The organism is Marnyiella aurantia (assembly GCF_014041915.1).
In the GTDB taxonomy this organism is placed as follows: Bacteria; Bacteroidota; Bacteroidia; order Flavobacteriales; family Weeksellaceae; genus Marnyiella; species Marnyiella aurantia.
In genome coordinates this window covers 809305-830299 of the sequence record NZ_CP059472.1, presented here as the reverse complement: position 1 = coordinate 830299, position 20995 = coordinate 809305, and the positions used below count along the sequence as shown (strand labels likewise).

Here is a 20995-nt window from a genome sequence, read left to right as displayed (position 1 = left end):
CTTTTTGCTGTAGCAGCAATCATGTAAAAGTACGCTGATGCAGTTTGCTGAGTTTATATTATTTTGCACGGATGTTGTATAATACACCTGTAAGTATTTCCTTTTTAGGACTATATTTGCATAACAATACTATTTAAAATGCAGTCAATTTCGGTTTTTGAAATCATAAAAGTAGGCATTGGCCCTTCCAGCTCACATACAATGGGACCCTGGAATGCAGCCGAAAACTTCCTGCGCCAGATCCGCGCAGACTATCGCCTTTCGGACGTAGCTGAGGTGTACGTTGAGTTCTTCGGATCATTGGCTAAGACAGGTATAGGTCACGGTACAGATATCGCCGGTATGCTTGGACTGTCCGGTGAAGATTATCAAAAAATTGATACCACTACAATTAATGAAAAAATAGACAGGATACGTACAGAAGAGTTGTTATATCTGGGCGGAGAGAAGACGATTCCGTTTGTCTACGGCAAACATTTAATCCTGAATATGAAAAAGTCCCTTGATTTCCATCCCAACGGAATGATTTTCCGCGCGGTCTTTGCCGACGGGTCCGAACTTATTCAGGACTATTACTCAATTGGCGGTGGTTTTATAGCGACCAAAAATGAGAATTCAATGGAAAAAAGCTGTATAAGGACACTTTATCCCTGTCACAGCGGTCGCGATGTACTGGAAAATATTAAGAAACTTGGACTGTCCAGCGTTTCAGATCTGGTATTTCTTAATGAGGAATCGTGGCGCAGCCGTGAGGAAACAGAAAATGCAGCCCTTTATATTTGGGATCAGATATGTGAATGTATCTATAAAGGCGTCAACCAAGAAGGTATTCTCCCGGGTGGCCTGAAAGTCTCCCGCCGGGCGGCTGCCCTAAACCGTAAACTGTTGGGCGACCTGCAGTACAGCACTCAGGAAGAGTGGCTTGAATATGTTAAAAGTGCCGATGGCACCTTTACAACGATCAATAAGTGGGTTTCCTGCTTTGCTCTGGCAGTTAATGAAGAGAATGCCGGCTTTGGCCGTATTATTACGGCACCGACCAACGGGGCCAGTGGTGTGATCCCTGCTGTTCTTATGTACGCGCAGGCCTTCACACAGCATAATACTAAAGAAGACATTATCCGATTCATTCTGGTAGCAGGTGAAATAGGAACCCTATTTAAGAAAAATGCTACCATTTCCGCTGCAATGGGTGGCTGTCAGGCAGAAGTAGGCGTCTCTTCAGCAATGGCCGCGGCAGGACTTACCGAAATTATGGGCGGCACCCCTGCCCAGGTTTTAATGGCGGCCGAGATTGCAATGGAACATCACCTGGGACTAACCTGCGACCCTGTGGCCGGGCTTGTGCAGATTCCGTGTATAGAACGTAATTCCATGGGAGCCATTAAGGCTATTACGGCAGCAAACATAGCTATTGAATCTGATCCGGAAAAGGCGCGCGTAACCCTGGATGAGGTGATTCAGAGTATGTGGGAAACCGCTCAGAGCATGAACGACCGTTTCAAGGAAACCTCAGAAGGCGGCCTCGCAATTGCGGTTAATGTAGCTGAATGTTAATTTGATACGTACTTATAATAAGAAAGCAGGCCGGTGATTCCAGCCTGCTTTTTTCGTTAGCACGGTTTAAGCTAAAGTTCTTTCAGTTCTGAAAAGGTAGCTGATTCTTTACATTTTTCAAAAACTAGTTCATAACGCGGATTTTTTTCAGGATAGACAACCGTGTACTGCGGACAGGGCTTTTGCTGGGCTTTACTTCTGTCAAAGTCGACATGTCCGTTAGTCACGATGCTGTCTCTCAGAAACTGTTCGCTTACTTTCTGGGATGCCATCTGCTGGCGGAAATGATCTGTGTAGGTGAAATCCTTGGAAAGGGTTTCTGCGATTACCCGGCTGTTTGGCAAATAACCACTGCAGCTTACGCCTTTCTGATTCAAAATGAAAAATACGACTATAAGTCCGGGCACAAGGCCAATCAGGAAAAATTTAATTTTTCTCAAGTTTTAAAACATTAATAAGTTAATATCATGATAGGGAAGTCCGAAGAGGTCACAGATCACTTTTTTAGTATGCCGGCCGCGGTACATGTATAGGCTTTGTTTCATCTCATTTTTATGGATGAACATATTCTCAATGCCGCCTTCTTTGTCATAGCTCAGCAGATAACTCAGGAAAAAGTTGGAAATCGCCTTGCTCGTTGTACGCGGAATCCGGGAAGTCAGGTTAGGTAACCCGCAGTGAATAACGCCGTGCTTTATGATATAGGGATCTGCAAGGGAGGTAATTTCGGTGGTCTCTACAACCTTGCCATAATCCACAGTTACGTCTATGATAACGCTGCCTTTTTTCATCTGAACAACCATGTCTTCCGTCACCACAGGCTGCATGCACGTCCGGGGCAGTGCTCCAATCACCACATCTGCGCGCCTCACACTTTTTGAAAGTTCCTTGGGATCAATTATGGAAGTTGGGACCCGTCCGTCTATCATCATATGAAGGCGGCGAAGTTTGGAAAGCGAATTGTCAAATACTTTTACGCTGGCGCCAAGGCCCAGAGCGGCTTTAACCGCAAATTCGCCTACAATACCGGCACCAATGACCACTACTTCAGTTGGTCTTACGCCGGTGATTCCGCCCAGCATATTCCCGTTGGAAAGTGCCAGCAGTTCCGAGCTGTAGAGGATAGAGGCAGTGCCCGCAATCTCACCGATGAGCCTTACCAGCGGTAGTTGCTTGTATTCATCGGAGATAAATTCAAACGCAATCGCATTGATTTTCTTTTCGGCAAGTTTGCGGAAGTATGCGGGTGAGCGCAGATTAATCTGTAATGCAGAGATCAGATGAGCATTAGGTTTCAGCATATCAATCTCATCTTCACATGGCGGGTTTATCTTTAAGACAAGGTCCTGACCAAAGGCTTCGGCGGCACTTTGAGTGATGCGGGCCCCGGCTTCGGCGTATTGAACATCTGTAAAAAAGGAACCTTTTCCACTTTCAGATTCTATAACGATTTCATGGCCGTGGTTTACCAAAACCTGTACAGCATCCGGGGTTAAACAGGTTCGGCGCTCATTTAAAGAAGTCTCTCTGGGAACGCCAATGGTGAATTTGGATTCCTTTTTCAAGACTTCCAGTTTCTCCTCCACAGGCATCAGTTCCTCTTCTCTAAATGGAGTAAAAATGTTTCCGCTGCTCATTCTTATTTGCTTGATTAGTGGTTATAATGCAATATTATTCAGGTACAAAGATAGGCCTTATTTAAAAATTACTTTCCTGCCCGTATCGCTATTTTCAATTAGCATTTCATGGTGAGGTACGCCGGTAAATTCCGGGGCGTAAATTTCCGGCCACTCTATAATGCAGAGCCAGGCATTGTCCAGATACTCGTCTATTCCAATATCATATACTTCCTCAATTGTTTTCATCCGATAAAGGTCAAAGTGAAATATACTTCCCTGGTTTACACTGTATTCATTAACAATCGCATAGGTGGGCGAAGAAACTTCATCCTTACTCCCAAGCGTATTCAGGAGATATTTAGTGAAGGTGGTTTTTCCTGCACCCAGATTGCCCTTCAGCAGAAGGATGTTGTACTCCAGCGATTGGGCGACCTGATCTGCAACCAGCTGCCATTCGTCTACATTGTTGACTGTCCATTCCATACCAGTAATTTAGGGTCAAAAGTAAGGATTTTAGAGGAGGTGGTATAATGCCGGGGCCCTGTTTTACAAAGTAATTTGCTATTTTTACCGAATGATTTCCAAGCAGACCATCGATAAAATATTCTCCACCATCCGGGTAGAGGAAATCATTGGTGAGTATGTTCAGTTGAAACGTGCAGGTTCCAATTTTAAAGGGTTAAGCCCGTTCCACGACGAAAAATCGCCCAGTTTTGTAGTATCGCCCAGCAAGCAGATCTGGAAGGATTTCTCTTCCGGTAAAGGGGGTACAGCTATTTCTTTCCTGATGGAAATTGAAAGTTTTACCTATCCGGAAGCGCTGCGCCATGCCGCAAAAAAGTATGGGATTGAGATTGAGGAATCGATCCAGGAGCAAACCGAGGAGCAGAAAGCTGCACAGACGGAGCGTGACCTGCTTTACAAAATTCATGAAGTAGCAAATACTTTTTTTCAGGAACAGCTTTATGATACAGAGGAGGGCAGGAATGTAGGTTTGGCTTACTTCCGCGAGCGTGAGTTGAAGGACTCAATCGTGAGGAAGTTTCAATTGGGTTATTCGCCGGAACAGAAAGATGCATTCACAGAATATGCGCTGGAGAAAGGATACTCAAAGGAAATACTGTTAAGTTCCGGCCTTTCCATCTTTCCGGATAATACGCCGGGCGGAATAGACAGGTTTCGGGAGCGTGTAATATTTCCCATCCAGAGTTTTTCCGGTCGGGTGCTGGGTTTTGGAGCCAGGCTGCTGAGAAATAATGTAAAGACAGCCAAATACCTTAACTCACCAGAAACAGAGATTTACCATAAGTCTGCCGTACTTTATGGACTGAATCACAGTAAACAGGCAATTTCCAAAAACAACCTTTGCCTGCTGGTGGAAGGGTATATGGATGTTATTGCCATGCATCAGGCCGGAATAGAGAATGTGGTTTCCAGTTCCGGGACTGCACTTACAACTGCCCAAATCAAACTGATAAAAAGGCTTACTGAAAACGTAACCATCCTCTTCGACGGTGATGCTGCCGGCATTAAAGCAAGCTTCCGCAGCATAGACCTTCTTCTTGCCGAAGGCATGAACATACGTGTACTCCTGTTTCCGGATGGTGACGACCCGGACAGTTTTGCCCGTAAGCATCCGCAGCAATATGTAGAGCAATTTATCCGTAACGAAGCCAAGGATTTCATAGCATTCAAATCCGAGATCCTGCTTAAAGATGCCGGCAATGATACTATTAAAAAGGCGGAGGCAATTAGAGATATAGTAAAGTCGGTCTCATTTGTGACCAACGCGCTGAAGCAGGAGGTCTACCTGAAGGAAATTTCCGGTAAATTTCGTCTGAGCGAGCAAAGTCTCTTTAATGAACTGGGACTTCAGAAGCAGGTTAGTCAGCCGCAGTTTAAATCGGAACCTGCAAAGCCGGCGGCCAAAATGGAACTGGTTCCGGAACAGGCGGCCAATGTAAATCCACTTCTTATTCTGGAGGAAAAGCTTGTTGAACTTATGCTTAAATACGGTGATCAGGTTCTTCAAAGAACAACCGAGTCGGGTGAAAATTATGAAATAACGGTTATTGAGGAGGTGATGGACCATCTGTCTGAAGACGGTTATGAGATACAGTCTGAAATCAACCGAAAAATTGTGCAGGAAATTGCGGAGGGAATTTCGCAGAATGAGCTAAGGTCAGGAAAATTTTTCTTTGGACTTATGGATGAAGAACTTACAGGTCATGTTGCAGACGCGCTTTTCGAACAGTATGAAAACAGTGACTGGAGCAAACATAATATTTACTTCAGTCAGGAAGAGGAAGTGGTTCCGAAACTGTTAAAGGATGTACTGATTCGGCATAAAAGAGAATTTGTGGTTCACCTGATCCGCGAGATTAAAGATTCGCTTGCTGATGGGGGAGACCATACAGAAGACTATATTAAAATTGTAAAACTAAACGAACTCCGCAAGGAAATGGATATCGAACTGTACCGAATATTGTGACAGTTTGGCTATATTTATGCGGGGTATGATTTTTGGAAATCCTGTACCGCGGCTCGTATGCTGCATCACTTTAACAAAATAAAAATTAAATATGGATATTAAAAAAGATTTCAGGGATTTCTCGGTAAAGCATTTGGGAAACAGCGGTTTGGCTACCGATCAGTATATGGGTATGTTTAATCCAACTAACCTTACGCCTTATATTATGGAAGAAAGACGTCTGAACGTTGCTCAGATGGATGTTTTCTCCAGACTGATGATGGACAGGATAATCTTCCTGGGTACCGGAATTGACGATCAGGTTGCTAATATCGTAACTGCACAGTTGCTTTTCCTGGAAAGTTCTGACGCTTCCAAAGACATACAGATCTACATTAACTCACCGGGAGGCAGTGTTTATGCAGGTTTGGGGATTTACGATACTATGCAGATAATCAAGCCTGATGTTGCAACCATCTGTACCGGTATGGCCGCAAGTATGGGTGCGGTACTTCTAGTTGCTGGTGAGAAGGGTAAAAGATCGGCCCTGAAGCACTCCAGAGTGATGATTCACCAGCCAAGCGGTGGAGCACAGGGTGTTGCTTCGGATATGGAGATTAACCTGCGGGAGATGCTTAAACTGAAAAAGGAACTTTACGACATTATTTCCGAGCATTCCGGACAGACTTACGAATGGGTGGAGAAAGCATCGGACCGTGATTACTGGATGACGAGTACTGAAGCCAAGGAATACGGCATGGTAGACGAAGTTCTTCAGAGAAAAACTGAGAAGTAAAAGCACCGGTTTATGCAAATAAATAATCCGTTTCAGTAATCTGAAACGGATTATTTTTATTACAGTATTCAGGAAATGGTTAGGAATTGAATCCCTCGATTATTTTCGCAAAATCATCCATTTTCAGAGCTGCACCTCCAATAAGACCTCCGTCAATATCAGGCTGGGAGAAAATTTCTTTCGCATTGTCCGGTTTTACAGATCCACCATAAAGGATGGAAATCTCATCGGCAACTTCCTGACCGTATTTTGCCGCAATCAGGCTTCTGATGTGGGCATGGATTTCCTGTGCCTGTTCCGGGCTGGCAGTTTCGCCGGTACCGATAGCCCAAACCGGTTCGTACGCAATAACTACTTTCTTAATCTCATCTGCCGAAAGTGTAAAAAGAGCTTCTTCTGTTTGGTTCTTCACCACATCCAGATGCTGTCCGGATTTTCTCTGATCCAGAGTTTCTCCGTTACAGTAAATTGGAATCAGTCCCAAATCCAGCGCCATCTTCACTTTTTTATTACAGGCCTCGTCGGTTTCACCATGATATTGTCTGCGTTCCGAGTGACCTACAAGGGTTCCTGTAGCTTCAATGGACTCCAGCATGGCTGCAGAAAGTTCACCAGTATAGGCACCGCTTTCCTGCCCGCTCATATCCTGTGCAAAAACGCCGATTTCGTTGTTTTCGTAAAGATCCCTGGCCATCATCAGGTATAGGGAAGGCGGAGCGATCCATACGTCGCAGTTGGTTGCATTATTTTTTTTATACTCCAGTAATTGAAACATAAGTTGCTGCGCTTCAATTACATTTTTGTTCATTTTCCAGTTTCCTGCAACAATGTTTTTTCTCATAAGTGGTAATTTTAAAACTTAAGAATTCCAGTGGTTTTTTAAAAGGCTGTAAAATTGATGTTCTTTCTCGCTCACCTCGTCATCGGCTTTGATTAGAGATTTTGCAAATTCCTTAAAGTTTTCCCGCTCTTCAGGTGTAGAGTCGTCCAGGAAACATTTTGCATGGAATTCAAAGTGATCTTTCCATTCTTCAGGTCTTAAAGATGCGATAATATCCAATTCGTCATCAAGGTTCATACGGAAAGGAAATTCCTCTGCCAGATATTCCTGAATTTTAAGGCCTTCTGCCGGTGCAAATTCATTGTCTACGGCAGACAGGATCATCAGAAGGTGGTAGCCGGCAATCGACTTATTTGATTTTAGCATTTTGTATATTTTTATAGTTTATTATTAATGTTCAGCAATTAATCTTTCAGGAAATCTTCAGCCGACTTTTTGTCAGTAATTTTCCCTTTGTTTAAGATAAGAACGGACGGATTGCTGCGTGCAATTGTCTTGATTGCGGTGCCGTCCATCAGTCCGTTTGATATCTTGTTAAATGTTTTCGGCGATGTGGAAACTCCCAAAACAAAGGTTCCTTGCTGCTCCAGGGCCTTGCTTTCGGCCTTTGCAATAACCTCCGGATCTGCATGTGCCGGATGGTAGCAAAATATCAGTATGGCTCGCGGAGCTTCCAAAACCTGTGCCGTAAGGTCGTTCCCGCCTGTATCTTCAATGCGGAACTTAGCTATTTCGGAAGAGTAGCCTTCTTTCACCAGTTTGGATTCGGTTTTATCTTCCTGAATTTTCCACGGTGAGCCTTCTGCCCAATATTTTCTGTCCAGTATATATTCTCCGTCGTCTACCTGTTTTATTTCGGAAGTTTGGGTATTCAGCAGGGTGTAAAACGTCTTGTACACAGACGGATCCGCGTCTATTTTTTTTCTTTCAGCGTTGATATCGGTTCCTATACTGTAATCGCGAAAATCCACGAGAGGTTCATGCGCTATACCCCAGTAGATAATAAAAACCATTATCAGGGACGCTACAGAAAATGCTATATTTTTAGGTGAACTTTTACCTTCCGGTTCATCAAGTTCATTGCGGTACATCCACCAAAGAATCAGCAGTCCAACCAGAAGCGCAATGTCTTTCCAGAAACTTTGCCATGGCAGCATTTTGAGCGCTTCTCCAAAACATCCGCAGTCAGTAACCACATTAAAATAGGCGGAATAGAATGTCAGAAATCCGAAGAAGACACACAGTGCGGTAAGGGCAGCAAGTGTAAACTTCAGACGTGTCTTAAGAAGAAGCATAAAGCCTAAAACCAGCTCAAGAACAACAACCAGGATGGCCAGTGGAAGCGCCTGTTTTTCCAAAAACGGCATGTTGAAAACCGCCGGCGAAAAATATTCCTCCAGTTTGAACGAGAAGCCCACAACATCCACGGCTTTTACAAAACCTGAAATCAGGAATATAAGAGCAACAACAATGCGCAGTAAGTGGCTGAAATAATTCATTATTTTTAGGTTAAGGTAAATTCTGTTTTGCTGTTTTGTTCTTCAAGTCTGATCAGAGCAAAGACGGCGTAGTTCAGCATGTCATAATAATTTGCATCCAGGCCTTCAGAAACCAATGTCTGCCCGCCGTTATCCTCAATCTGTTTGGTGCGCAGCACTTTCTGATAAATAAGATCGGTAATTGAAGAAATCCGCATCTCTCTCCACGCCTCGCCGTAGTCATGGTTTTTTTTCTCCATCAGGGCCAGGGCGCTGTCGGTAAACCGGTCATAAAGTGTTATTATATCATCCGTATCTTCGTCCAGAGAATCGGTTACGCCTTTTTCAAGCTGGATTAGGCCGATAACAGAATAGTTCACAATGGCAATGAAATTCTCTTCCTGAGTTTCACCTACCTTTGAAAGTCCGCTGGTCTGGAAATTCCTGAGGCTTTTTACTTTGATGTAAATCTGATCCGTGAGCGACGGTGTCCTGAGTACCCGGAATGAAGGTCCGTAATCGCTAAGTTTTTTAGTGAAAAGGTTTCTGCAGGATTGGATAACGGAAATGAACTGTTGAGAGGTATTTACCATTTTTTTCTAAACTCCTCAAAGATACAAAATTGCTTTCAGGTGGCTGGATTGCGCATTTAGTTTTTTACTTTTGCCCTATGAATACTGCACTTCCGGCCATGCCGCACAGCATTAACTGCCGCGGTAAACTTGTAGACCTTTCCCGACCGCTCATTATGGGAATCCTGAATATGACACCGGATTCATTTTCCGACGGGGGCAAATTTAACAGTGAAAAGTCGGCGCTGCTTCATGCCGGGAAGATGATGGGGGAGGGAGCGTCTATCATAGATATTGGACCGCAGTCTACACGGCCAAAGGCTGATTTTCTGACCGCGGCAGAAGAGATTAAAAGGCTTGGCAAAATTATCTCCCTTATAAAATCTGAGTTTCCGGAACTGCTTATCTCTCTGGATACTTTCTATGCCGAAACGGTGAAATTTGGTTTTGACGAGGGCATTGATATTGTTAATGATATTTCTGCAGGCCAGTTTGACAGTCAGATGATTGAAACAGTATTAAAAACCGGTCTGCCGTATATTTTAATGCATGTTAATCCGGATTACGCCAGCATGCACGAGAAAATAAAGTACGATGATATTACCTGCGATGTAAACCGTTTTCTGCTTGAAAAGGCAGATGAATTGTTGAAAACAGGGATGAAGGATATCATCCTGGATCCCGGCTTTGGATTTGGAAAGGGTATCACCGACCAATACAAACTGCTGGATGAAAGCCAGTACATCGGCTTAGGAAAATTCCCTGTGCTTATCGGGATTTCCCGCAAATCATTCATCTACAAACAGCTTGGAAAAGGACCTAATGAGGTCACAGAGGAAACTCAGCAGTTGCACCGTAAAGTTCTGGAAAAGGGGGCCAGCATCCTGAGGGTTCATGATGTTGCGGCAACCAAAGTAGCCGTAGATCAGTTTCTCCGCAACTAGTTCATGCCCGATAACTTATCGGCATATTCCTGAGCGAATTTTTCTCTGTCTGCGTTCAGTTTTTCCAGACTGTCCGGCAAAACGTAGCTGAACAGCACCTTTTCTTCATCATCAAGAAAAATAAGTTCCTTTTCTTCACCATCAATCATTTGGGAAAAAATTTCCCACATTGGTGTATCCCGCAGCTTCAGCATTTCAAAAAATCCGGTGGCTTTAATCTGTACAGTCTTCATGCCGCAAAAATAGGTATTTGGTGGTACCCAGCCAACCGGTCAATTAGAAACCAAGCAGTTTGAATTTAAGCTGTACCGCAAAATTGTCCGAAAATTTCGGCGTATTGTAGTAGCCCACCCGGTAAAAGAGTCCAAGGTTAAAATAGCTTGAAAGGAAGTTATTCCATTCCAGTCCTACTTCCTGATACAGGTGATCCAGTTTCTTAAACTCAAACTGATGGAATTCAGGATCCTTCATATTTCCGATGACGCTTCGGTGTATCACATCGAAACTGGAAGAGTTTTGCCCGATGCTTTTGAAATACCAGGGAATACGGTGAGTGAAATACTGCCCGATAAATTTGTCGTTAAAGTACTGGCCTCCCTTCATTGTAGAAAATCCAAGATAGGAGGTCAGATTAAACTTGAAATTGCTGCTTCCGGCTAACCCGTTCATTGTGTAGTGGTGCCAGATGGGTGCATCGCCGAGCATAATTCCTCCGTAAATACGGATTCCGGTAACGCCCAACCGGTTTTTGAAATTATGATTGAAGAGCATGTCCAGTTTTCCGAACGAAAAATCGCCACCCAACGCTTCAAATGCCTGCTCATAGTTAAGGAAAAGTTCGGGGTATTTTTTTTCTGTGGTGAATTTACCCTGCGGCGTCATGATGTTTTTGGAGAAAGGGGAAAATTTGAGCGACAGAAGCGCAGAGGTGTTTTCAAATTCATTTCCGAGACCTTTGTAGCTGTACGGAAAAGCAGACTCCTCAGATTGTCTTCTTACAGCAAGTTTCATACTTACTGAATTGGAAACATCGTAGTCATAGGATAGTTTTGCTCCTTCGAACAGATAAAAACGGTCGTTGTTGATCGCGATGCCGGAGTTGTTCAGTTTCATCCGGAAATCCCAGAAATTCTCGCTGAAGCGGCCGGCTGCCATTACGTCATTGTAATATTCGGCACGGATCACTGATGTTCTTTCCAGTGAAGTAGTAAAGTCAATACCTGCACCATACTTAATTCCGCGGTCCTTAAAGCCATATGCAATGTAGGCATCAGGAGAAATGTAAGGATTGAACTTTTCGTTCAGTTTTGCAGCTATTCCCAATCGGATTCCCTCGTATAAATTATAGCCGATAAGCTTTCCAAGATCAAAGTCTACCTGGCGGTAGCGGAATTTTCCCCGCGCCAGTCCCGCAAGTTGCCCGGCTCTCCGGTCAATATTGTATTTTTGGCCCAAACTGTCTATCACTTCATAAGTATTCTGTTCGCGGGAGGATAAGGGTTCCTTTCTGTACTGCTGAAGCAGGCTGCCGTCCGAATTTTTCACTGAAAATGTATATCCGCGGAAGTCGCTTGCCTTATCATCGGTTGGGGATTCGTGATCAAAATAGGCAGAGGTTACAAATGCATAAGTGCGGAAGTTATCCGGTGTTTTATCTTGTGCGGCAGACCTGTCACTAACCTTAGCCTTACTTTTATCCTTGGATTCAGGCTCCATGTTCATATTCGTAAGTTTCATTTTAAGGTTCTCCGACTGCAGGAACCATTTGCCGTATATGAGTTGCCAGATGCTGGTGATGGTGCCGTCGCTTTTAATTTTGCTGTTGCTTTCAATCTTTTTCAAGCCGTAAGTTGCCGCATCAACATATAGGTAGCCGTTAAATTTGCGGCGCTGAACGGGTTGGCGGTAGGTGACCTCGCGAAAACTGATCACGTAGTTTTTCCGGCCTTCAATATCAATGGAATCGGTGAGGAAATAACGGTAAAGGTTACGGTTCTCCTCGCGGATTTCCTTTGGCATCCGGTTACGGTTACTCTGTACAGCCATCAGTTCATAAAGTGGCTCATTGAGGCCTGCAACACGGTTATCCAGGACGTTTATCTTTTCGCCGTACTTTTTGCTGTACAGAAATTCCTGCGCTCTTTCCCAGAGGAAAAGTTTGCTGTTTGCAAAAACTTCCTTTACAGTTACAGCGGTATCCTCAGGCTGCTTTTTTGTCATGGAAAAACGGTCCATCATTTTCATCATGGAACTGAGGGACTGGTTATAATACTGCAGACTGTCTTCGTCTATATCTACCGAAATCTTTTCATATGATTTATAACGGTACGAGTCCAGGCTGGAGGGCATATTGTCTGCATAACTGTCATTAACCAGCTTCAGGATCGCAAGAGCGCGGGGATCACTTTTATCGGTGATTATTACTTCTTCAATAGATTTTGTATTCGGATCAGTTTTGGAAAGTCCCACCTGTATCACCTTATCAACAACGGCATTTTCCCGATCGTAACCGCTCGCTTTAATGTCGATCTGGCGGCATTTGGTCCGGAATGTAAGTTCGCCCTTCGCATCGGTATAGCCCAAAATCTGATCATTACAAAGTACAGCGGCACGCCTTACCGGTACTTCTGTGCCGGTCTCTGAAACCATGATTTTAGACTGTGCCAGGTGCAGAGCCGGTAATAAACACAGGATTATAAGTAAATAATTTTTCATTTATATAATGTAAGTTTCGGTTAGGAACATCGGTTTCCGGACAAAAGTAAATAAGAAATCGCAAAAATTTCCGTTATCAGTATTTTTAAGACAGTACATGAAAAAAATCTTTCTGATGTTAATGCTCACAGGCTCTGCGCAGGTTATTATGGCTCAAAAGTGCTATAATCTGGATGAGCTTTTGCGGACAAAAGTCCATCCGGTATATGAAAAGCATTTGCAGGCATCAAGGAAGTTTAATATCAAAGTTTTAAAAGATACCAAAACGCTTACCAAATACAAGCAGAATGGTAAACTATCTCCGGTAAAATCGCTGGGGAAAGGGTACAGGATCCAAAATTTAAGTCACAGTAAGCCTGTTCTGGTTCATGAAGCTAAAAATACGCTAAAGGAAATCGCAAAAAAATTCAGCGCAAAAAGTAAAGGCAGTACGCTTACACTGACCTCTATGACACGTACGCTGGAAGACCAGTGCCGGCTCCGAAAGGTTAATCCGAATGCAAGCGTGGGACTGAGTTCGCATAACTACGGCAATTCCTTTGATATTTCATATGTGCGTTTCAACGACCGGCTGGCGGTAAACAGCCGTCTGGACAAAATACTTGAAAATGTACTAAAAGAGTTTGAAAAGTCCGGCAAAATTTACTTCATTAAAGAAAAGCAGCAAAACTGCTATCATATAACGGTCAGGGCTTAAGACCACAACTAAAAATTCCCGGCAGTGACCGGGAACTTTGTTGATAATTATGTTTTATAGTGCCAAAGCTTTTTCATAGGCACGCTCCAGACCGCTCATATCTTTACCTCCGGCCGTTGCGAAGCCGGGATTTCCGCCACCGCCGCCCTGAATTTCTCTGGCAAGGTCTTTCACGATATTTCCGGCGTGGTATTTTCTTTCCAGATTCTGGGAAACTCCAACAGTAATCATTGGTTTTTCTCCTGCATCGGAAATAATTACGATCAGTGCATCTTCCGTTTCCTTTTTAAGCTGGAATACGATGTCCTTTACACTGGCCGCGTCCATGGATACTTTTTTTACAAGCAGTTTCTTATCTCCCGCAACAGTGAAATCATTTTTCCAGTTTGCAGTTTCGCCTTTGGCTTTCTCTTTCTTATAGCTTTCCACTTCGGATTTTAAACCTGCGTTTTCCTCCAGCAGTTTTTCCACTGCTTTAGTCAGATCTTTGGTCTTCAGCAAAGCTGAAATCTGCTTTACTTGTGTTTCCAGATTTCGGAAATATTCCGCGGATCTGTCGCCGGAAATAGCTTCAATCCTCCTGATGCCGGCAGCGGTAGAACTTTCGCTCTGTATTTTAAAATGTCCGATCTCGCTGGTGTTGCTCACGTGCGTGCCTCCGCAAAGTTCCCGGGAAGTTCCGAACTGGATCATACGTACACTGTCGCCGTACTTTTCGCCAAAAAGAGCCATCGCGCCTTTTTCCATGGCCTCAGCAATCGGGATATCACGGAATTCCTCCAGACTGATATTTTCTTTTATTTTCGAATTTACTTTCTCTTCTACAAGAGCGATCTCCTCCTCACTCATTTTTGAGAAGTGTGAAAAGTCGAAACGCAGATAGTCCGGACCTACATTTGAACCTTTCTGTTCAACGTGCGTGCCCAAAACCTCACGCAGGGCTTCATGCAGCAAATGCGTTACGGAGTGGTTGGCCTGGGTGTTTTTTCTTTCAGAAGTATTAACTTTCGCATAAAAAACCGCTCCGGCGTCTTTAGGCAGCTCTTTTATCAGTGAAACGATAAGGTTATTTTCCTTTTTGGTTTCCAGTACTTCAATAAGGTCTGCACAGCTGGTGACATCTGTAAGGCTTGGATTAGAAATGTCAAATCCTTCGGTATAGCTTGGTATAAGTATGCCTTTATCGCCTACCTGGCCACCGCCTTCCGGATAGAATGGTGATTTTGCCAAAACAATCTGGTAAAATTCACCGTCTTTGTTTTCAACTTTACGGTAGCGGGTGATGTATGTTTCTGTTTCAGTTAGGTCATAACCCACAAAAGCTTCCTGTTTTTCTTCCAGAATCACCCAGTCATGCACTTTCTGAGCTGATGATTTACGGGAGCGCTGCTTTTGTTTTGTCATTTCCTCATCAAAGCCGGGTTCGTCTACAGTCAGTCCTTTTTCTTCGGCGATGATGCGCGAAAGGTCTGCCGGAAAGCCGTAGGTATCATACAGTTCAAAAACTTCTGCGCCGGGGAGCGTTTTCTCGTTTCTGCTGAGTGTTTCGTTTATGATGAGGTCAATTCTCTTCAGCCCATGTTCAATGGTCTTCAGGAAGGAAGTTTCTTCTTCGCGAATCACTTCGGTAACCAGTTTTTCCTGTTTTTCCATTTCGGGGAAAAAGTTGCCCATTTCGTTTTTCAAAACAGCAACAAGCTGGTACAGGAATGGCTCCGTCATGCCCAAAAACCGGTATGAGTAGGAGATAGCCCTTCTCAGGATACGGCGGATCACGTAACCCGCGCCACCGTTAGAAGGTAACTGTCCGTCGGCAATCGCAAATGAAACCGCACGGATGTGATCTACAAGTACGCGGATGGCAATGTCCTTTTCGTCTTCTAGTACCCCTGTATATTTTTTACCGGAAACTTCTTCCACTTTAGCAATAAGTGGCGTGAAAACATCGGTGTCGTAATTGGATTTTTTTCCCTGCAGGGCCATACAAAGCCTTTCGAAGCCCATGCCCGTATCCACATGCTGAGCCGGAAGTTTCTCCAGGCTGCCGTCTGCCTTACGGTTGAATTCCATGAAGACGAGGTTCCAGATCTCCACAACCTGAGGGTGGTCATTATTTACAAGTTCCAGTGCGTTAACCGCAGCCTTCTCTTCTTCACTTCTAAGGTCTACATGGATCTCGGAGCAGGGACCGCAGGGTCCGCTTTCGCCCATTTCCCAGAAGTTATCTTTCTTATTTCCGTTGATGATCCGGCTTTCGTCAATATGCGCTTTCCAGAAATTATATGCATCCTGGTCGCGGCCCAGATTTTCAGTGGCATCGCCTTCAAAGATGGTCACGTACAGATTTTCCTTTGGAATCTTATAGACCTCAGTCAGCAGTTCCCAGGCGTAATCAATAGCTTCTTTTTTGAAATAGTCTCCGAAAGACCAGTTTCCCAGCATCTCGAACATCGTATGGTGGTAAGTGTCACGACCTACATCGTCCAAATCATTATGCTTTCCCGAAACGCGCAGACATTTCTGAGTATCAGCGATGCGTGGAGCTTTAGGTTCTTTGTAACCTAGGAAATAATCTTTGAACTGGGTCATCCCGGAGTTAGAGAACATCAGGGTGGGGTCGTCTTTCAATACAATTGGAGCTGACGGTACGATTAGGTGACCTTTGGCATTAAAGAAATCTAAAAACTGCTGGCGGATCTTTTGTGAAGTCATAGTTTAGGATTTATGCTGAAAGCAATGGGCTCAGGCATTTTTTTGTAAGATGGCAAATTTAAGGAAGATATTATATATTTCGGCGAAAAGTAACTAAAATCAGTACCGCTTCATCAGGAAAGAGCAGTATCCATAAAAATTTAAAAGTGCATTATCAACGTTAGCATGAAACTGTCAGGGAATAATAATTGCTCATGACAAAGCGAACAGTTTCTTTTTTCAATCATACCTTTATCAGAAAAAGGAATATTATGTAATCTTACCAAATCTGTATGAAACTCAACGAACTCGCAAAAGACCTGAATATATCCACCGAAAGCTTTATGAAATTTATCCAGGATTTCGATCTTGAACTTTCGGAGTGTATGTCTACACAAATGGAAGTGAAACCAGACTTTGAGCGTTTCGCACGCGAAAACGCAGATTTCCTGAAACGGTATCAGGCCGATCTGGACCACAGCAAGTCGGTTAGTGATATTGCTCAAACCATAAACCAACCTGAGGAAAAGGTGGAGGAAATCATAAAAAAAGAAAAACCAAAGCTGTATGACAACGGTATCTTCCGCTCTTCGGTGTCCAGTTTTGGCATCGACAATAAACTGGGTGGTAATTACAAGTTTGTCTATGATTACTTCGGTAAGAAATCCGGTTTGAAGGAGCGGGATTTCATTGGCTACCGGGATCTTTTCTTTTACATATCCAGAAGTCTGGAACCTTTTATTAACAAAGAACAGATACTGAACTGGGGTATACACAAGCCGGCGGGAATAATCCTTTACGGCCCTCCGGGCAGTGGAAAGATTTTCTGGGCCAATAAAATTGCCGAAATCATCGGTTATACATTCACTGAAGTAAAAAAGCATTACCTGGGTACATCATTTGTGGACGGGCGGCAGACCAGTTTCAACGATTTCCTGATCCAGATGATGAAGGACGAAAAGGTGCTTCTTTTTATGGATGATTTTGACCAGATTATGCGGCAGCGCAGTGAAAAAGTGTCGGTGAACTCCTGTGATGAAGCTACAAAGGAAATCATCCTGCACTCTGTAAGCCGGTTTGAGGAAGAAGATTTATTGATGATAGGCTCCGCAAACTCGCTGTCACTAATTGACAAGGAGGTACTGGCACCCGGCAGGTTCGATGTGCTGATACCGGTATTTCCGCCCAATGCACGGGAAAGGTCGGAAATGATACTTTATCATATGACCGAAAATCTACCCGAAGATTCACTTCTTTTGAAAATTTTGCGGAATAATAAGGCGGATCACAGACCATTTTGGACTGAGGTGGCTTCACAGATGAAAGTTTTCAGCAATACCATGATCGTGGACTTTACCCAAAGCCTTAAAATCAGGATCAGAAATCAGTATCTGAAAGACAGCAATGAAAGTATGAAACTGGACACCAAACTGCTGAACAGCGCATTGCGCGATGCAAGGGTTAAACTTACCGATGAATATCTGGACCGGATAGAACAGTTTATCATAGATGTCTCCAATACTAATTTCGACGATTTCCCCACACGGGTACGGCAACTCAGTAAGGAACTTAACAGCTATAAAATCGTAGAGAAACCAAGGAAGACAATCGGGTTCACCCATAATACGGACGACCCGAAAAAATAGTACTCAATGCGGCCACACAATGCCTTTAATACTGTAGTACAATTGCTCAGAGCAACTTTACGTACAGTGGTCCAGTAATTATGCGTTATACCGGATTGGTATATCTGATTTGCTTAATAAATCTTAAATTTGCCCACCTAAATTCCCCCTGTGATTACACAAGAACAACTTAAGCCTCTAAAGTCCAGAATTGAAGACCTGTATAAATACCTGCAGATCGAGAAGAAGAAGATTGAAATAGCCAATGATGAAGAGAAAACTGTTTCGCCGGAATTTTGGGACAATCCAAAGGAAGCAGAAGTTTTCATGAAGCAACTTCGCTCCCGCAAGAAATGGGTGAATGATTACGAAGAAATTTTCAGCAGATTTGAAGATATCCTGGTTCTTGCTGATTTCGCTAAAGAAGATCCCGATTCAGAAAAGGAACTGGACGAAGCCTATCCGGCTCTCGTAGAGAAAATTGAAGATCTGGAATTTAAAAATATGCTTTCCAATGAAGGCGATGAACTTTCGGCAGTACTTCAGATCACGGCCGGCGCCGGAGGTACAGAAAGCTGCGACTGGGCTTCGATGCTTATGCGTATGTATACAATGTGGGCAGAGAAACAGGGCTATAAACTCCGGGAACTTAACTTTCAGGAAGGCGATGTAGCCGGCGTGAAAACCGTGACACTGGAAATTGACGGCGAGTTTGCCTTCGGTTACCTTCGCGGCGAGAACGGCGTGCACCGCCTGGTACGCATCTCACCTTTCGACTCCAATGCTAAGCGCCATACGAGTTTTGTGTCGGTGTACGTTTATCCTCTCGTAGATGATACCATTGAGATCAACATCAATCCGGCAGATATCTCCTTTGAGACCATGCGCTCAAGTGGTGCGGGTGGGCAGAACGTAAACAAGGTGGAGACGGCAGTAAGACTAAGACATGCACCTACTGGAATCATCATTGAAAACTCCGAAAGCCGTTCGCAGCTTCAGAATAAAGAAAAGGCGATGCAACTGCTGCGTTCGCGCCTTTACGAAATGGAACTTGAGGAAAGAATGAAGGCCCGGAACGAAATCGAGGCCGGAAAAATGAAAATTGAGTGGGGCAGCCAGATTCGCAATTATGTGATGCATCCGTATAAACTTGTGAAAGATGTACGGTCGGGATTTGAGACATCCGACGTAGATGGTGTGATGAACGGTAATATTACCCCCTTCCTGAAAGCCTTCCTTATGGCTGATGGTACATCAATTTCTGATGACGACATGACGTTCTAAGTTTTGGGAAACTTTAACAACGCATACATTCTCAAAAAAACATCTCGTTTATTATCTTTGCGAATATGGAACACTTTGAGAGCTGGCGGGACCTTTTGAACCCCGAATTTTATATAAAGATGGGCGGATTCTGGCTCATTTTGTTCATCGTCTTTGCAGAAACAGGTCTCTTTGTAGGTTTTTTCCTTCCGGGCGACAGTTTGCTTTTTGTATCCGGAATTTATGCTGTTGAAATTGTGAACGAAAGTATCGGTTCTACCGGTAATGATCTCCTTGATACTACAATTTTGGCCTCGTGCATTGCTGTTGCGGCTATTATCGGAAACCAGGTAGGTTACTGGTTCGGCAGAAAGGCCGGACCTTCACTGTACAAAAGAGAAGACAGTTTCTTTTTCAAAAAGAAATATTTGAAACAGGCACATGATTTTTTTGAACAACATGGTGCCCTGGCTGTGATTATGGCAAGGTTTCTTCCTGTAGTCCGTACATTTACCCCCATTGTGGCCGGAATTGTGAACATGGATAGGAGAAAGTTCCTTTTTGATAATGTTGTGGGAGCCGTTCTCTGGTCCTTTTCGCTGATCTTTGCAGGACATTACCTGGATAAACTTTTCATTGAACAGTTTGATATTGACCTGAAGGCACATCTGGAACTGATCATCCTTGTTATAGTTCTTATAACAACTTTACCGCTGGTAATGAAGTTTTTCTTCAACAAGCATAAGGACCCGGACTTTGATCCTCAGAATCCTGAATAAAAATTAAGACCTGCTTTCCGCGGGTCATTTTTTTATCCAATCCAGAATGGCTGGCAAGATGATACTGTCCCGCTTATATTTGCTGAAAAACCGTGGGGTGTGACCTGTATTTTTCATATATATCAGCCTGTGCGGCACACCTTTGCGCGAAAGCATGGAGTCCAGTGTAATTGCCTGGTTCCGGTTTACAAGATAATCTGAATCGCCATGAAAAAGAAGTGTAGGAACATCCGATATATGATAAATGGGGCTGGCTTCCTTAAAACTGTGTGAGATGTTTTTACGGCTGAATTTGCTGCCCACCATCGTTTGCAAAGTCGGTGCGCTGTACCAGCTGTGCAGTGACCTGGTGTATTTTGAACTGTAAAAATCAGTTGGGGCACTCAGACTGATGATCTTTTGAGTCTTTTGAGGATTTTGGTAACCATAAAGCAGAGCCAGGTGGGCACCGGCGCTTTCGCCCAGCAGGATGTAGTTGTCCGGCCTCAGATTTGCTTTCGGCGCCAGCGTGTTAAACTTTTTTTGAGCCAGGGCGATATCTTCCAACTGCTCCTTATAGGTAATTCTGTGCTTTGTGGAGGCATGCCTGTAATCAATATTTATGGTTGGAATCTTATGGTAATGCAGATATTTCTGAATCATGATCATATGCTCCTTGCGGCCATATTTCCAGGCGCCACCATGAATAATCATAACCGTTGGACTGCCCGGCATATACTGTGCTGGCAGGAAAATATCCATTACCTGCTTTTTATGGATTCCATACGGCAGGTTCAGGACTTTTTGCTCGCCGTAATTCCCAACCCATACCCGATACTTATTATTGCAGGACAGCAGCGTGCCTACCGTCATCAGGCCCAAGGTATATCTAAGTATTAAACGATTCATTTTACCACAGTATTAATACAAAACTAGTAATAAATGTCATGTAAAAAATTAAAGAGACCT

General features: G+C 43.8%; 19 protein-coding genes. 8 read left to right on the top strand and 11 right to left on the bottom strand.

The genetic code is table 11. The annotated features are described in order from the left end of the window. Window positions 1-138 precede the first annotated feature (138 nt). Window positions 139-1557, top strand: coding sequence for an L-serine ammonia-lyase (locus H1R16_RS03720; protein ID WP_181887471.1), 1419 nt, complete (start codon window positions 139-141; stop codon window positions 1555-1557). 71 nt (window positions 1558-1628) lie between these two features. Here H1R16_RS03720 and H1R16_RS03715 read toward each other — a convergent pair whose 3' ends face one another. From H1R16_RS03715 to tsaE, 3 genes are read right to left on the bottom strand one after another with little or no spacing between them, the layout of a single operon-like run. Beyond that, on the bottom strand, window positions 1629-1997 hold the full coding sequence (locus H1R16_RS03715) for a DUF4258 domain-containing protein (protein ID WP_181887470.1): 369 nt from the start codon (window positions 1995-1997) through the stop codon (window positions 1629-1631). Between the two features lie 3 nt (window positions 1998-2000). Next, on the bottom strand, window positions 2001-3194 hold the full coding sequence (locus H1R16_RS03710; RefSeq protein WP_181887469.1) for an alanine dehydrogenase: 1194 nt from the start codon (window positions 3192-3194) through the stop codon (window positions 2001-2003). Window positions 3195-3251: 57 nt separating this feature from the next. Continuing rightward, window positions 3252-3659 carry a tRNA (adenosine(37)-N6)-threonylcarbamoyltransferase complex ATPase subunit type 1 TsaE gene (tsaE, locus tag H1R16_RS03705; RefSeq protein ID WP_181887468.1) on the bottom strand — a complete coding sequence of 136 codons (408 nt, stop codon included), beginning with the start codon at window positions 3657-3659 and terminating at the stop codon, window positions 3252-3254. A 91-nt stretch (window positions 3660-3750) separates the two neighbouring features. On the opposite strand from tsaE, the gene dnaG reads away from it, so the two are divergent. Beyond that, on the top strand, window positions 3751-5667 hold the full coding sequence (gene dnaG / locus H1R16_RS03700; protein ID WP_181887467.1) for a DNA primase: 1917 nt from the start codon (window positions 3751-3753) through the stop codon (window positions 5665-5667). 91 nt (window positions 5668-5758) lie between these two features. Then, the gene (gene clpP / locus H1R16_RS03695) at window positions 5759-6442 is read left to right on the top strand and encodes an ATP-dependent Clp endopeptidase proteolytic subunit ClpP (protein ID WP_181887466.1); all 684 of its coding nucleotides are present in this window, start codon (window positions 5759-5761) and stop codon (window positions 6440-6442) included. A gap of 79 nt (window positions 6443-6521) precedes the next feature. Here clpP and tpiA read toward each other — a convergent pair whose 3' ends face one another. Genes tpiA through H1R16_RS03675 form a run of 4 tightly spaced genes read right to left on the bottom strand, consistent with a single transcriptional unit; the run spans window position 6522 to window position 9354 of the window. Beyond that, entirely contained in the window at window positions 6522-7283 is a 762-nt protein-coding gene (tpiA, locus tag H1R16_RS03690; protein ID WP_181887465.1) for a triose-phosphate isomerase, read from the bottom strand. Between the two features lie 18 nt (window positions 7284-7301). Further along, window positions 7302-7649 carry a tellurite resistance TerB family protein gene (locus tag H1R16_RS03685; RefSeq protein WP_181887464.1) on the bottom strand — a complete coding sequence of 116 codons (348 nt, stop codon included), beginning with the start codon at window positions 7647-7649 and terminating at the stop codon, window positions 7302-7304. Window positions 7650-7687: 38 nt separating this feature from the next. Further along, window positions 7688-8782 (bottom strand): BT_3928 family protein, encoded by a 1095-nt coding sequence (locus H1R16_RS03680; protein WP_181887463.1) that lies wholly within the window; start codon window positions 8780-8782, stop codon window positions 7688-7690. A 5-nt stretch (window positions 8783-8787) separates the two neighbouring features. Next, complete coding sequence (locus tag H1R16_RS03675; RefSeq protein ID WP_181887462.1) at window positions 8788-9354, bottom strand: DUF1599 domain-containing protein; 567 nt, start codon at window positions 9352-9354, stop codon at window positions 8788-8790. 77 nt (window positions 9355-9431) lie between these two features. Here H1R16_RS03675 and folP point away from each other — a divergent pair, with 77 nt between their 5' ends. Continuing rightward, window positions 9432-10277: a dihydropteroate synthase gene (gene folP, locus H1R16_RS03670; RefSeq protein WP_228451091.1), complete on the top strand. Its 846-nt coding sequence runs from the start codon at window positions 9432-9434 to the stop codon at window positions 10275-10277. On the opposite strand, the gene H1R16_RS03665 is transcribed toward folP, so the two are convergent. Together H1R16_RS03665 and H1R16_RS03660 are read right to left on the bottom strand one after the other, a co-directional pair. Then, complete coding sequence (locus H1R16_RS03665; protein WP_181887461.1) at window positions 10274-10510, bottom strand: hypothetical protein; 237 nt, start codon at window positions 10508-10510, stop codon at window positions 10274-10276. The genes folP and H1R16_RS03665 overlap by 4 nt on opposite strands. Before the next feature lie 43 nt (window positions 10511-10553). After that, complete coding sequence (locus H1R16_RS03660) at window positions 10554-12992, bottom strand: hypothetical protein (RefSeq protein WP_181887460.1); 2439 nt, start codon at window positions 12990-12992, stop codon at window positions 10554-10556. A 97-nt stretch (window positions 12993-13089) separates the two neighbouring features. On the opposite strand from H1R16_RS03660, the gene H1R16_RS03655 reads away from it, so the two are divergent. Further along, window positions 13090-13689 (top strand): DUF5715 family protein, encoded by a 600-nt coding sequence (locus H1R16_RS03655; RefSeq protein WP_181887459.1) that lies wholly within the window; start codon window positions 13090-13092, stop codon window positions 13687-13689. 54 nt (window positions 13690-13743) lie between these two features. Here the strand turns inward: H1R16_RS03655 and alaS are convergent, their stop codons facing one another. Next, window positions 13744-16401 (bottom strand): alanine--tRNA ligase, encoded by a 2658-nt coding sequence (alaS, locus tag H1R16_RS03650; protein WP_181887458.1) that lies wholly within the window; start codon window positions 16399-16401, stop codon window positions 13744-13746. A gap of 272 nt (window positions 16402-16673) precedes the next feature. Between alaS and H1R16_RS03645 the strand changes: the two genes are divergently transcribed. From H1R16_RS03645 to H1R16_RS03635, 3 genes are all read left to right on the top strand, one after another. Beyond that, on the top strand, window positions 16674-18026 hold the full coding sequence (locus tag H1R16_RS03645) for an AAA family ATPase (protein ID WP_181887457.1): 1353 nt from the start codon (window positions 16674-16676) through the stop codon (window positions 18024-18026). Window positions 18027-18176: 150 nt separating this feature from the next. Then, window positions 18177-19289, top strand: coding sequence for a peptide chain release factor 2 (gene prfB / locus H1R16_RS03640; protein WP_181887456.1), 1113 nt, complete (start codon window positions 18177-18179; stop codon window positions 19287-19289). A gap of 65 nt (window positions 19290-19354) precedes the next feature. Next, window positions 19355-20047, top strand: coding sequence for a DedA family protein (locus H1R16_RS03635; RefSeq protein ID WP_181887455.1), 693 nt, complete (start codon window positions 19355-19357; stop codon window positions 20045-20047). A gap of 24 nt (window positions 20048-20071) precedes the next feature. Here H1R16_RS03635 and H1R16_RS03630 read toward each other — a convergent pair whose 3' ends face one another. Further along, window positions 20072-20935 (bottom strand): alpha/beta hydrolase, encoded by an 864-nt coding sequence (locus H1R16_RS03630; RefSeq protein WP_181887454.1) that lies wholly within the window; start codon window positions 20933-20935, stop codon window positions 20072-20074. Window positions 20936-20995 lie beyond the last annotated feature (60 nt).

Excerpts from the sequence above, each read along its gene's own strand:
- tpiA (WP_181887465.1), bottom strand. The coding sequence starts at position 7,283 with ATGAGAAAAAACATTGTTGCAGGAAACTGGAAAATGAACAAAAATGTA.
- tsaE (WP_181887468.1), bottom strand. The coding sequence starts at position 3,659 with ATGGAATGGACAGTCAACAATGTAGACGAATGGCAGCTGGTTGCAGAT.
- dnaG (WP_181887467.1), top strand. The coding sequence starts at position 3,751 with ATGATTTCCAAGCAGACCATCGATAAAATATTCTCCACCATCCGGGTA.
- H1R16_RS03645 (WP_181887457.1), top strand. The coding sequence starts at position 16,674 with ATGAAACTCAACGAACTCGCAAAAGACCTGAATATATCCACCGAAAGC.
- H1R16_RS03675 (WP_181887462.1), bottom strand. The coding sequence starts at position 9,354 with ATGGTAAATACCTCTCAACAGTTCATTTCCGTTATCCAATCCTGCAGA.
- H1R16_RS03655 (WP_181887459.1), top strand. The coding sequence starts at position 13,090 with ATGAAAAAAATCTTTCTGATGTTAATGCTCACAGGCTCTGCGCAGGTT.
- H1R16_RS03720 (WP_181887471.1), top strand. The coding sequence starts at position 139 with ATGCAGTCAATTTCGGTTTTTGAAATCATAAAAGTAGGCATTGGCCCT.
- clpP (WP_181887466.1), top strand. The coding sequence starts at position 5,759 with ATGGATATTAAAAAAGATTTCAGGGATTTCTCGGTAAAGCATTTGGGA.
- H1R16_RS03665 (WP_181887461.1), bottom strand. The coding sequence starts at position 10,510 with ATGAAGACTGTACAGATTAAAGCCACCGGATTTTTTGAAATGCTGAAG.
- H1R16_RS03630 (WP_181887454.1), bottom strand. The coding sequence starts at position 20,935 with ATGAATCGTTTAATACTTAGATATACCTTGGGCCTGATGACGGTAGGC.
- H1R16_RS03685 (WP_181887464.1), bottom strand. The coding sequence starts at position 7,649 with ATGCTAAAATCAAATAAGTCGATTGCCGGCTACCACCTTCTGATGATC.
- H1R16_RS03635 (WP_181887455.1), top strand. The coding sequence starts at position 19,355 with ATGGAACACTTTGAGAGCTGGCGGGACCTTTTGAACCCCGAATTTTAT.
- H1R16_RS03710 (WP_181887469.1), bottom strand. The coding sequence starts at position 3,194 with ATGAGCAGCGGAAACATTTTTACTCCATTTAGAGAAGAGGAACTGATG.
- H1R16_RS03660 (WP_181887460.1), bottom strand. The coding sequence starts at position 12,992 with ATGAAAAATTATTTACTTATAATCCTGTGTTTATTACCGGCTCTGCAC.
- alaS (WP_181887458.1), bottom strand. The coding sequence starts at position 16,401 with ATGACTTCACAAAAGATCCGCCAGCAGTTTTTAGATTTCTTTAATGCC.
- H1R16_RS03680 (WP_181887463.1), bottom strand. The coding sequence starts at position 8,782 with ATGAATTATTTCAGCCACTTACTGCGCATTGTTGTTGCTCTTATATTC.
- folP (WP_228451091.1), top strand. The coding sequence starts at position 9,432 with ATGAATACTGCACTTCCGGCCATGCCGCACAGCATTAACTGCCGCGGT.